At 50.9% G+C, this 13,773-nt stretch carries 4 protein-coding genes; all 4 read left to right on the top strand.

Features of this window, described 5'->3' with window-relative positions:
- Nucleotides 1–3,375 (top strand): non-ribosomal peptide synthetase (locus tag BMZ54_RS32645; RefSeq protein ID WP_143081227.1); only part of this gene is annotated, 3,375 nt, incomplete at its 5' end.
- A gap of 20 nt (nt 3,376–3,395) precedes the next feature.
- Nucleotides 3,396–4,322 (top strand): ACP S-malonyltransferase, encoded by a 927-nt coding sequence (locus tag BMZ54_RS32640; protein ID WP_089921457.1) that lies wholly within the window; start codon nt 3,396–3,398, stop codon nt 4,320–4,322.
- Nucleotides 4,323–4,325: 3 nt separating this feature from the next.
- Nucleotides 4,326–9,731 carry an SDR family NAD(P)-dependent oxidoreductase gene (locus BMZ54_RS32635; RefSeq protein ID WP_089921456.1) on the top strand — a complete coding sequence of 1,802 codons (5,406 nt, stop codon included), beginning with the start codon at nt 4,326–4,328 and terminating at the stop codon, nt 9,729–9,731.
- 12 nt (nt 9,732–9,743) lie between these two features.
- The coding region (locus BMZ54_RS32630) for a non-ribosomal peptide synthetase (RefSeq protein WP_143081226.1) at nt 9,744–13,773 on the top strand (4,030 nt) is incomplete at its 3' end.

Here is a 13,773-nt window from a genome sequence, read left to right as displayed (position 1 = left end):
TTACAGCAGATAGGCATCCATGATAATTTTCTTGAGCTGGGGGCGCACTCTTTGAACATCGGCGCATTTGTGAACCGTTTGCATCATGAAAGCCATATTCGTTTAGGCTTGCGGGATGTGTTCAGCGAGCCCACCATAGCAGGTTTATGCAAGGTGGCAGAGAGTCGTGGGCTGAGCCTTTACGAAGGCATCCGTCCGGTAGCGCAGCAGGAGCATTATGCCCTGTCACATGCCCAGCAAAGATTATGGATACAGAGCCTGATGGCTGATGATAAAACAGCTTACAATATTTCCGGCGCATATGAGATCACCGGTGCTTTAAAACAGGATGTGCTGCAGCAGGTATTTGAGCAGTTATTACAGCGTTATGAAATATTACGCACAGTGTTCATTAACGCTGGCAGCGCTACACGGCAAAAGATATTATTGCCTGCAGCAAGTGGTTTTGCCTTGAATTACCGCAACATCAGCGGGGCGCAGGATCCTGCTGCTGAGGCAAAAAGAATGGCTGCAGCAGATACGCTGGCAGCATTTGATCTTTCCGCCGGTCCTTTATGGCGGGCTACTTTACTGCAGCTGGCTGCCGGGCATTATGTGCTAGTATTCACCTGGCATCATATTATAGCCGATGCATTGTCTATGATGAAGCTGATGGGAGAGATCATTGAGCTGTACAGCGCGCTGGAAGAAGGAAGGGGAAATACCCTGCAGCCGCTGGCTATACAATACAAGGACTATGCTGTATGGCAGCAGCAGGAAGCATACATTGCCGCAATGCAGGATCACCGGCAGTACTGGCATCAAAAGCTGTCGGGCAATTTGACCGTGCTGGAATTTCCGGTTGATGTTCCCCGTTCTGAAAGCCGCACCTATAAAGGCGGCAGGAGCCGTCAGTTCCTGGATGATGTTACTGCGCGGAACTTTCTCCGTTTTATACAGGAGCAGGATGTTACATTGTTCATGGGCTTCCTGGCGCTGGTGCAAACGCTGGCTTACCGTTATACCGGTACAGAAGATATTATTCTTGGTACCACGGTTGCCGGGCGTGAGCACAGAGACCTGGAAGAACAGATCGGCTTTTTTGTAAATAACCTGGTGCTGCGTATGGAGGTGGATGGAAGTGATTCTTTTGAGCAGCTGTTAAGCAAAACGAAAAATATGGCCCTGGAAGCCTATGAGCACCAGGAGTATCCCTTTGATCAGCTGGTAGGGGAAAAGCTGTCGTCGCGCAGCGCGGCACGCTCTCCCTTCTTTGATGTGCTGGTAGAATGTAATAACCTTTCACTGGATAAGCAGGAAACCGCCGGCCTGCAGCATTTACAGGTAACGCCGTTTGATAGTGGCGTCATCAGCAGCCGTTATGACCTCATATTCCGCTGCTTTGAAGGTGAGGGAATGCTGCTGGAAATTGAATATAACGTACAGCTCTATACGGAAAATACCATTAACCGTATGATGGAGCATATGGTAAATCTTTTGCTGCATATACTGCAGAACCGGCAGGCACCCTTGTCTAAGCTGCCTTATATGTCTGCTGTGGAAACCAGGCAGTTGCTGGATTTTAGCAGCATACAATACCAGCAGCTGCCCGCAACCGATGTTGTAACGCTGCTGGAAAAACAGCTGTTGCAAACGCCTCAGCTGCCTGCCCTGGTAAGCGGTACGGTAAGCATCAGCTATGCTGAAATGCATGCAGCCGCCAATAAGCTGGCGCGCCACCTAAATAACACATACCATGTGCAGCCCGGCGACCGGGTTGCCATTATGCTGAATGCTTCTGCAGAAATGATCATTGGTTTGCTGGGTATTCTCAAAAGCGGCGCTGCATATGTGCCGGTGGATCCGGCTTTCCCGGCAGAAAGAAAACACAGCATTGCAGCGGAAGCCGAGGTGAAGGTATTGCTTACAGATGCGCAGCATATGCTGTCCATGGACTTTTATGAAGGGCCGGTATTTGCGCTGGATGTGCAGCTGCCGTTCCTGGATGAAGAGGTCACTGCATTACAGGTGCCGTTGCAGGCAAATGACCTGGCATATATCCTCTACACCTCCGGTTCTACCGGCAAGCCCAAAGGTGTGGCAATAGGTCATGGGGCCCTGGTAACCTACCTTTCATGGGCTGCCGCTTATTATGTTGATGCGCATACCAGCGGGCACTTTAGCCTGTTTACACCCCTTACTTTTGATCTTACGGTAACCAGCATTTTCTGTCCGCTGATAACCGGTAATACTTTATACATTGAAGATGCGGACCAGCCATTGAGCGAAACATTGCGGCAGGTTTTTTCTGACGCGTACCCGGTGGAGATCGTAAAGCTTACACCCGCGCACATTAGCCTGCTGCCGCAGCTGGCCATTACCCGCTCTAACATAAAGAAAGTGATCGCGGGCGGGGATATGCTTACCCATAAGCATATATCCATACTGCGCAACATCAATCCGCAGATCCGTATCATTAATGAATATGGACCAACAGAAGCTACAGTAGGCTGTATTGTAAAAGAGATCAGTGAAGAAACGCGTATACTGATAGGCCGCCCGGTTACCAATACGGGCGCTTATATACTCGACAACGCCATGCAGCTGGTGCCGGTTGGCAATACCGGCGAGCTTTTCCTCACCGGCAGCAACCTGGCAGCAGGTTACTTCCGCCGGCCGGATCTTACGGAGCAGCAATTCAAACAGCACCTTTTTGGTGAGCAGCGCTTATACAGAACGGGCGACCTGGCCCGCTGGCTGCCGGATGGCAATATTGAATGCCTGGGCAGGAAAGATGACCAGGTAAAGGTAAATGGCTACCGGGTAGAGCTACGGGAAATAGAAGAGCGGCTGGTTATGTGCCCCGGTATTCAGGCAGCAGGCGTGATCTGCAAAAAGCAGGAGAGCGCGGATGTGCTGCTGGCGTTTGTAGAAGCGGCAGAACCCTTGAATGTACCGTCCATTAACCAGTACCTGCGGCAATACCTGCCCGCTTACATGCTGCCCGCTGTTATAACGCAGGTACCGGCCCTACCGCTTACGGCTAATGGAAAAGTGAATTATAAATTACTACAGGAAAAAGCCTTTGCATTGGCAGATACGCCGCAAACTATTGTGCCTCCAAGGAATACGCTGGACCAGGAGCTACTGGGCTGGTGGCAGGCGCTGCTGGAAAAGGATGCGGTCAGCATTACGGATAACTTCTTCGAAATAGGCGGTAACTCTTTGCGGCTCATCCTGCTGTTCAATAAGATCAGCCAGCAATATCCTGATGTGAAGATGAGCCACCTGTTCAACTACCCCACCATTCAGCTGCAAAGCGACTTTATTGATGGACTCACCGGTGATGCAGCAGCTGAAAGCAGTGCTGCCGGCGTAAAAGAGATCAGTTTTTAATTATAAACCATACCTGCATCATGACAACTGAACGGCTGGCATTATTATTCCCCGGTGGCGGCACACAATACCCGGGTATGGGCAAAACGCTGTATGACGCCAGTAAAATGGTGAAAGAGCTGTTTGAAGAAGCCAATGATATTTTAGGGTTCAACCTGCGCCGTATCTGTTTTGAAGGCACATTGTCTGCCCTTTCTGCCATGAACATTGCGCAGCCGGCCATATTTACCGTAAGCCTGGCGGCAGCAAAGGTGTGGATGCAGGATACCGGTATACGGCCTGCTTTTGCCTGCGGTCATAGTTTGGGCGAGCTTACTGCGCTTACTGCAGCCGGTGTGTTTTCCTTTGAAGATGCTTTATTGCTGGTGCATGCAAGAGGTATATTATTATCAGAAGCCGGGCAGCAGCTGAATGCAGGTATGATGGCGGTGAACAAAGCGCCTGCCGGCGTGGTGGAAGCTGCTTGTAAGGCATTGAACAGCGAAGGCGCGCAGGTATACGTAGCCGTATATAATTCACCGCTGCAGCAGGTAGTGGCCGGTAACCGGGATGATATGGCCCTGCTGGCAAACAGGCTGCAGGCCGCCGGTGCAGAAACCGTACTGCTGCAGATCAATACACCATCGCATTGCCCGTTGATGGCCACAGCAGGCCACCGTTTCCGCGAAAATATAAACGCCTGCACCCACGGCGCTTTTAGTTTCCCGGTTATTTCAAATGTAACGGCAGCGCCTTATACAGCAGATACGGATATAACGGAAATGCTTACACGGCATATGACCAACCCTGTACGCTGGGCAGATAGCATCACATACCTGGCAGCACAGGATATTACCACAGCAGTGGAAACCCCGCCGCAGGCAGTGCTGAAGCAGCTGATGCCTTATATAACCCCTGACATCAGCGTATATGCGCTGGATGTTGCCGAAGACCTCATAAAAATTTAAACCATGACCACTAAAGATATTGCCATAATAGGTATAGCAGGCCGGTTCCCGCATGCGAAGGACATGGAGCAGTTTTACCTGCAGCTCAGGAACGGAAAGGATTGTGTGGGCCCGCTGAGCGAACAACGCATCCGCAGCACCACGCTGGAGGACGATGTGGAATATGATGAAGGCGGTTATATAGAAGGTATTGAGCTCTTTGACCATGAGTTCTTTAAAATATCCCAGGGAGAGGCTAACCATATGGATCCCCGTCAGCGCCTGTTGCTGGAAGTGGTATATGAAACCATGGAAAATGCAGGTTACAATACAGATCACTTCAATAATTCAGACACCGCGCTGTATGTGGCAGATAATAATCTGAACTATTACCTGCATGCAGAGGAGGTGGATGCCACCCTGATGATGGGTAACCTGAGCGCCGCCACCGCCGGCCGTATTGCCCGCTTCTTTAACCTGCGCGGCAGCGCGGAAATGGTGGATACGGCATGTTCTTCATCACTGGCGGTATTAAACCATGCCTGCAATGAGCTGATCCTGGGCAATGCAGATTATGCGCTGGCCTGTGGTGCAAATGTTTATGTATTTCCGGGCATAAAGGTAGCTGCACGCAGCGGCCTGGAGATCCGCTCCCCCGACAGCCGCGCCAGGGCCTTTGCTGCCGGCGCAAACGGTACAGTGGAAGGGGAGGCAGTAGTATGTGTGCTGCTGAAACCTTTGGAAAAAGCGCTGGCAGATAAAGATGTGATCCATGCGGTAATAAAAGCAGTAGCCTCCAACCAGGACGGCGCTCTTTCCAGCAGCCTTACGGCGCCGGATAGCAAGGCACAGGCGCAGGTGATCACAAAAGCATGGAAAAAAGCCAACATAGATCCTGCCACCGTTACTTACATTGAGGCGCATGGCACGGGCACTAAGCTGGGCGACCCTATTGAGATTGACGGACTGAATATGGCCTTTCGTGAGTTTACAGACAAGCAGCATTTTTGCGCAGTATCTTCTGTAAAAACAAACATCGGGCATACGGATGTAGTGGCCGGTTTGGCAGGGGTAGCCAAAGCAGTGCTGTCGCTGCACAAGAAAGAGCTTTTTCCTTCATTACATTTTGATGCGCCCAACCCATATATTGATTTTAATAAGTCCGCTGTTTATGTAAATACAACGCTGCAGCCCTGGCCGGAAGGCAATAGCCCGCGTAGGGCCGGTGTAAGCTCCTATGGGCTTATTGGCACTAATTATCATGCAGTGCTGGAAGAAGCGCCGGAGCTGCCGGCAACTGCGGTAGTAACGGAAGGGGTGCCTTATCTTTTTAACCTTTCAGCAGCGTCCCTTACTTCATTGTGTGATACGGCAAAGGAATTATATAGTTACTTATGTGACCATAACCCCTTGCTGCAGGATATCAGCTATACACTGAATGCAGGACGTAAGCAGCACCGCTACCGCTGCTCGTTTATTGCAGACAATAAAGCACAGCTGTTACAGGCGTTAGACGATATTGCGGCTGGCCGCAGCCTGCCCATTACCGCTACTGCGGTGAATATGATTTGCTGTTTTTCCGCCAGTGCCAATGTTCCGGCTTCCATGCTGGATGCCTGCAGTGAGCAGTACCCGGAGTTTGCCCGTGCACGTTATGCATGCGGTCAGGCAGTTGCCGGCGGCACAACGGATGCGGCTTACCGGCAATTTGTATTTCAATATGCTTTTTATCAGCTGCTAACCGCCAGAGGTGTAACGTCCCTGCAGCTGCTGGGCGATGGGGTTGGCAAACTGGTGATAGCGGTGTTAAAACAGGAGATCACTTTGCAGGAAGGTATCCGCCGGGTATTAAACCGGGAATGGACGCCCGTTCTGCCGGAAGCGCTTTTTGAACGCTTACGCAAATACGTAGAAAAAGAGCAGCCGGGCAGCACCCTCTTTGCTGGTATGGAACCGACAGGAGACATTACCGCCGCGTTACAGGAGATTTTCAAGGCGCAGGGAAGCGGTATGGTAATAAGTCCCGCTGAGCAGGAGCCTGATTGCTTACTTCCTTTTATACAGCAGCTATACCTGGCAGGCATAGCTGTTGACTGGAACCACTTTTACGGGGACGTACAGGTAAAACGCGTAGTGTTGCCTGCTTACCGCTTTCAGCTCAAACGTTGCTGGATCAAAGAAATACCGGTGATGCAGGTAGAGAAAAGCTTTTACGGGATGCAATGGACGCCGCAGCCACTGCCGGCCGCAGAACGTGAAAAAGCTGCCGGCCCGCTGCTGGTAGTGATGGATGAAAAAGGCCTGGGTGAAATACTGGTAAAAAGGCTGCAGGCAGCAGGTCACACGTGTATCGGTATCCGTTATAGAACAGCTTTCCGTGAAACAGATCATACAAACTTTGAAATAAACCCTGCCAGCCGGGATGACTTTGCAGCCTTGCGTACCGCTGTCAGGGAGCGTTTTCCGGCTATTGGCGGTATTATATACCTGGCTAATTACGGCACGCATGTAACGGTAACCGCGGCAAATGCAGATGCGCTGCTGGAAAAAGGTTTATATGCGCTGTTATTGCTTATGCAGGCATTCTGGTATGAGCTGGATGATAAACAGGTAGACCTGTTAACAGTCTCCGCCAATGCGCACGCAGTGTTACCCGGCGAAAAAGTACGTATGCCCTTAGGCGTGATGCCGGAAATATTTGCCAAAGGTGTAAGCCTGGAATTTCCCAGGCTGCATGTAAAGGGCATTGACCTCGATGCTGAAGACGTTGACCTTGAAGCTGCTGCCGCTTATATATTGCAGGAATGGGAAGCAGATACGCTGCCCCGCTTTGCCGCTATCCGCCAGGGCAGCCGCTGGGTGCCAAACCTGCTTGCGCTTGCTGCAGAAGATCTTGCAGCTGCCAGGCCGGTTCACATAAAGCCAGGCGGCGTATACCTTGTTACCGGCGGTGCCGGCGGTATTGGCCTGGAAGTTTGTAAGTCGTTAGCCGCCCGTAATAAAGTACAGCTGATCATTTTTGGAAGAAAGCAGCTGCCGGCCCCTGAGGAATGGGCTGCTTATTCCGGCGAACAGGCTGCAACGGTAAAAGAGCTGTTAGTCTTGCTGGCATCCGGTTCAACAGTATGGTATCATGCATTGGATGTAGCGGATCCGCAGCAGGTAACGGCAGCTTTTACCGCTATTACAGCCAGGCATCAGCAGCTGGATGGCATCTTCCATGCAGCAGGTGTATTTGAAAAAGGTTACCCGCTGCCTGACTGGACGCTGGAGCAATTCGGCAGGGCGCTGGCGCCTAAAGTAAAAGGATCGTTATTGTTGGCAGAACATAGCCGCGCACTGCAGCCCGGTTTCATTGTATTTTTCTCCTCTGTTAATGCAATTGCTATCCCCGCCTGTAATACAGATTACGCAGCTGCCAATGCGTTCCAGGATGCCTTTGCCGCCGGCAGCTTCCCGGAAGGAACACAGGCTGTATCCATTAACTGGCCTGGCTGGGCAGATACCGGCATGCTTTTCCGCAGCGGTCATGTAGATAAAGCAGGATACCTGAAGAACATTTCTACACAGGAAGGTATTGACATACTTTACAAGGCCATGAGCGCCGGCCGGCAGCAGGTTGCCGTATTGCCTTTTAACAAAAAGGCCGGCGCTGTGATCCTGGAAGATAATCCCTTTTTCCTGGCAGGCGCTGAACAGGAAAAACCTGAAAGTGCCCCCGCGCCGGTGGCGCCTGCTGTGCCGCCGGTGGCAGAAGCAGATACGGCTTCCACTGTACGCAGAATATGGTATGAAGTATTGCAGTCAGAGAACATATCGGACAACGATGATTTCTTTGACCTGGGTGGCCACTCATTGAATGGCATGCAGGTCATTAATAAGCTGAATAAGATCTACGGCACCGCGCTGGACTTTGAGATACTGCTGGATTATGCTACTGTAAGCACCCTGGCCGCCTATATAGATGACTGGCTGGCGCAGCACAATAACACCGTTGTGGAGAATAAAGATATTATGCCTGCCCCTGTACAGGATGCATATGATCTTTCCTATGCGCAAAAGAAGTTATGGTTGTTTGACCAGGTTGAAAAAGATAAGCAGCCCTACATTATGCCGGAAGCCTACTTCATTGGCATGGCGTTAAATGAAGATGCGATGTGTAAGGCAGTTGAAACGGTTGTGGAAAGACATGAAAGCCTGCGTACCGTATTTATTGTTAAAGATGGCGAACCCAAACAAAAAGTACGCAGCTTTGAAGAAAGCGGGTTTACCTGTATGTACATGGACCTGAATGGTTACGCAGATGCAGAAGAGCGTATAAAGCTGCAAACCGCAGCGCATGCGCAGCTGCCCTTTGATTTGGCCAAAGGCCCGCTGATCAGGGTTACGCTCATTAAAAGATCGGAAGATGCCTATGTTATATTAATAGCCGTGCACCATATTATTGCGGATGCATGGTCAATGGATGTGATTGTGGACGAAGTGCTGCAATGTTATTATGCTTATGAACAGGGCATGTCTAACCCGCTGGCCCCGCTGCGCATCCAGTATAAAGATTATGTGGTATGGCAGCAGCAGCAACGTAGCAGCGGCAAATGGGATGCACATCGCAGCTTCTGGCTGCAAACATTGCAGGGCACATTACCTGTATTACAGCTGCCGCTGGATATGGAGCGTGGCAGCCTGCAAACTTTCAGGGGCGCAGATGTTACACTGCAGGTGGATGCAGCCGTATTAAGCGGCTTAAAGCAGCTTTGCCAGGAACAGGATACCACCTTGTTTGTAGTGCTGCTCGCTGCCTATACAGCATTGCTGCACCGTTATTCCGGCCAGTATGATCTATTGCTGGCATCACCGGTAGCCGGCCGTAAACACGAAGACCTTACCAGCCAGGTAGGTTTTTATATCAACACTTTGCTGGTCAGAACAAAGCTGACGGACAATATGTCCTTTGCCGCACTGGTGCAGCAAACCAGGCAATATATGATCCAGGCTTTGCTGCATGATGATTATCCTTTTGATCTGCTGGTGAAAGACCTGCAGGTGGAACGCGTTACAAACCGTTCCCTGCTTATTGATAGCGGGTTTAGCTGGCTTACCGCGCATACCGGCGCCGCAGTGCAGCCGCTATACAACATTCAGCGGCTGGAAGATGAGGTGGTAGCCGCTAAATATGATCTCTGGCTGTATGGAACAGAGGTGGCGGATGGCATCCTGTTTAAGCTGGAATATAACTGTGATCTGTTTAAAGCATCCTCTATGCAGCTTTTCGCAGAAAGATGGGCGTCGCTGATCATGCAAATTGTTAAACAGCCCGATATTTTATTGAATGATATTATAATGGATTCCATGCTCCTGCACGACGAAGCGGAAACCATGCCGTATGCAGGCGATAGCTTTGATTTTGAATACCCACTTGGTAACTCCTAATTCCCGCGTTGAATGTTATCTGTAGATAATGCCGTATTTACCGGAAGCCGGTACCAGCCTTATATTGCATATTGGAAGCAATTGCTGCAGCGCCATGCGCATACCTGCCGCCAGGCTGTACGCCCGCCGGATGAAAGCAATTGCAGCACCTTTACCTTCCGCTTATCACGGGAAGATGCGCCACCGCTTTTTGCATTAGGGGCCGGCAACAGAACGGCGCTCATGTTAAACCTGCTGTCTGCCTTTGCTGTGGTATGCAGCCGTTACAGCAGCCGCGAAACCGTGATAATAGATACGCCTTTGCATAATAACAGCACGGCGCCTAAGTATGCAGCGAAAGTGCCGCTGCTGTTAACGGTAGATGCAAAAGCCACACTACATGAATACTTATCCACCTGCCAGCGCACTGTTCGCGACGCTTACCGCTTTCAGGACTTTCCGGCATCCCTGCTGGAAACTTACGGTAAGGCATCTACGGATATATTCTTCAGCTTTGAGGACTGGCATTTGCCCGCAACCGCAGCGGGCGGATACGCGCTGGTAATACATGCTGCACAAAAAGGGGATGAGCTGGAAGTAATGCTTCAGGGCGATGCGGAGGCATTTGAGCCGCTTTTCCTGGAGCATATGAAACAGCATATATGCGCAGTGCTGAATGCAATGGCTAACCTGCAGCGTACCCTTGCGCAGGTAACATTACTTAGCGAAGATGCTGCCAGGCAGCTGCTGGATACCTACAGCGGCACAACGGCGGTGTACCCGGTGGATGAAACCATTACCACACTGTTTGAACGGCAGGCTGCTGCTACGCCGCAGCACACAGCTGTAATTGCAGGCAGCAGCAGCCTGTCATATGCAGCGCTGAATGCCGCAGCAAACCAGCTGGCACATGGCCTGCGCGGGGAATATGGTGTGCAGCACGGCGATGTAGTGGCTATTGTAACAGACCGTTCGGAGCTGGTAGTGATCGCTATGCTGGCCATACTGAAAGCCGGTGCAACGTACCTGCCTGTGGAGAGTACTTTACCGGAGGAACGTATCCGTTATATGCTGCAGGATGCCGGGGCAAAATTGCTGGTAACAGGCTCCAGGCAAATGTTACAGGCAGCTGCATATTTCAGCGGTCCTCTTTTTGTGCTGGATATACAGCTGGCTGCCTTAACAACACCCGCCGCCAACCTGCCGCCGGCAGCAACGCCTGCAAGCGCGGCTTATATTATTTATACATCAGGTACCACAGGGTATCCCAAAGGAGTGGTGATACCGCATGCCGCGCAGGTGAATATGTGTTACGGGCAAATGGAGCGTTTTGGCATCACGGCTGCGGATAAGATCTTACAAAGCGCCTCTCTTTCATTTGATGTATGCGGCTTTGAGATCTTTATGGCATTGTATGCCGGCGCTACGGTGGTAATAGCAGACCGTGACCTGGTTAATGATGGCACAGCCCTGCTGCAGTATATGCAGCAGCACCAGGTAACCGTAGCCGCTTTCACCGCATCTTACCTGCAGGTATTACCGGTAATGGAGCTCTATAGCCTGCGGGTGCTTATTACAGGCGGTGAAGCCGTACATGCAGCTACTTTGGCTGCTTTGCCGGCGAACGTACAGTTTCATAACGCGTATGGGCCAACGGAATGTACCGTTTGCGCTGCTACCTACAATATCTCTGCCGGCACGGAAGCCTATTGGCCGGTGCCCCTGGGCAAGCCCCTACCCAATATCAGGATGTATATCCTGGATCAGCAGCTGCAGCCGGTACCGGCAGGCATGAAGGGAGAGCTTTGCATTTCAGGTATTTGCCTGGCAAACGGTTACCTGGGGCAGCCGGAGTTAACCGCAGAAAAGTTTGTACCGCATCCGTTCCTGCCGGGTGAAAGATTATACCGCACGGGCGATGTTGCACGCTGGCTGCCGGATGGAAATGTGGTATACTGCGGCCGTATGGATGGCCAGGTGAAAATAAATGGCAACCGCGTAGAAACCGCTGAAATAGAAGCAGTGCTTATGCTGCAGCCAGGCATTACAAAAGTGCTGGTGCTACCGTTAACGGAAAATGAACGCACGCAGCTGGCTGCATACATACAGGCTGTTGGTGAATTAGACGAGGATCAGCTGAAAGAGAAATTATCCGCTTTGTTGCCGGCTTACATGGTGCCAGCATTTTTTATACCCCTGAAAGAATTTCCGTTAACCGCTAACGGAAAGGTAGATACGGCAGCGCTGCCATCACCCCGGCAACCGGCAACGGAAGCAGCTGTTGCCTATGAAGCGCCGGCCAATGATACAGAAGAAAAGCTCTGTAACTTATGGAAAGAGATCTTGCGGAAAGAGACCATTGGCGTAACGGAAAACTTCTTTTCCCTGGGAGGCGATTCCTTAAAAGCCATCCAGATGGTAACGGCCATTAACCGCCTGTTCGGCCGTCCGGTACCGGTAGACAAGATCTATACGGGTCCCACGATCCGTGAGCTGGCCGCCTTTTTAGGCCAGGATGCAGGCGCATCATCACTTTACCATGACCTTGAAAAAGGTACCCTGTTGCTGGAAGATTTTGCACGCAGGATCACAGCAGAAAATAAGGAAGCTTTACCGGCAGGATATGAAGATCTGTACCCCGTAACACCCATAGAAGCCGGCATGATCTATTCCTCTTTGCTGGAACCTGAAAAGCCGGTGTATTATGACCAGTATAACTTTCAGCTGGAGCTGAGCAGCTTTGCACTTTTTGAAAGCGCATTCACCTTCCTGGCGCACCGCCATCCCATGCTGCGTACCTTCTTTTTTATGAGCGGCTTCAGTGAGCCCTTAAAAGTGGTAGTACGCAATCCCACGCTGCCTGTTACTATGGAAGATCTCAGTCATCACCCCTATGACACACAGCTGCAGCTGGTAAAAGAATATTTGCAGGCCGACCGTAATAACCGTTTCCATTTTGACGGTGAATTATTGTGGCGCCTTAAAGCATTCCGTCTTTCGGAAAAACAATTTTATATAGTATGGTCTACACACCATGCTATGCTGGACGGATGGGGCAAGAACCAGCTGAAAACAGAAATGGGAAAGCTGCTGGCCGGCAACAACGGCCTCCTGGATATGCAGGCCCTGCAGCCGCTGAAATACAGCTACCGTGATTATTGCGCCATTACATTGGGCCGTAAGTATACAGAAGCCGCTAAGCACTACTGGCAGCAAACGCTGGACGGCTCCATACGTAACCGCCTGCCCTTTAATTATGCAGGCAAGCAGCTGAATGACGACAAAAGCATGCCGGTACAGGCAAAGATCCTGGACCGTGAGCTGTTGAATAAGCTGGAACTGATGTGCAAAGAGCAGCAAGTGTCGTTCAAGGCATTGGCTATGGCGGCATTTGCTTACCTGATGCATATACTTTGCGCAGAGGAGGATGTAATAACCGGCGTGGTATCCCACGACCGGCCTGCACTGGAAGACAGTGATAAAATACTGGGATGTTTCCTGACAACCATACCTGTACGTTTGCAGGTAAAGGAGGCACATGATTACCTTTCGCTCATAACGCTGGCACAACAGTATTTGCTGGATGTAAAGCCGCATGAAATGCACTTAACGGATATCGCAAAGGTAACAGGCATACAAACTACCGCACACTCGCCCTTCTTTAGCTGTATGCTTAACTATACTGACTTTTTTGTGCTGGAAGAATATGAGGACAGTGATAATATGTCGCTGCAGCGGTACTTCCAGGAAGATGCAGCGCTGCTGGATTTTGGAATGACCAATACGCTGCTGGATATAGAGATCGGTAAAACCACGCAGACGCTGGGAATTTCCATCCGTTACCGCGCTGCCTATTTCCGTGAGGAGGATATGAAGTATGCGCTGGAAATATATGAGCGCATCCTGCGCAATATAGCTGCGGATGTACGCCAGCCCTTACATACAGCCGCCTTAATGGATGGTGCAACACAGCGCTGGCTCACTTACGATTTTAACAACACACTGCATCCCTATGATGATAGTATCCGGCTGGAGAGCCTGTTAAGCAGGCAGGCTGCTGTTA

This window comes from Chitinophaga rupis (assembly GCF_900109685.1).
Lineage (GTDB): Bacteria > Bacteroidota > Bacteroidia > Chitinophagales > Chitinophagaceae > Chitinophaga > Chitinophaga rupis.
Note: the sequence above shows the minus strand (reverse complement) of the source record. Positions and strands in the feature narration are given on the sequence as shown.

Bases quoted from the DNA above. Each gene is read 5' to 3' on its own strand.
- BMZ54_RS32640 (WP_089921457.1), top strand. From the start codon at position 3,396: ATGACAACTGAACGGCTGGCATTATTATTCCCCGGTGGCGGCACACAA.
- BMZ54_RS32635 (WP_089921456.1), top strand. From the start codon at position 4,326: ATGACCACTAAAGATATTGCCATAATAGGTATAGCAGGCCGGTTCCCG.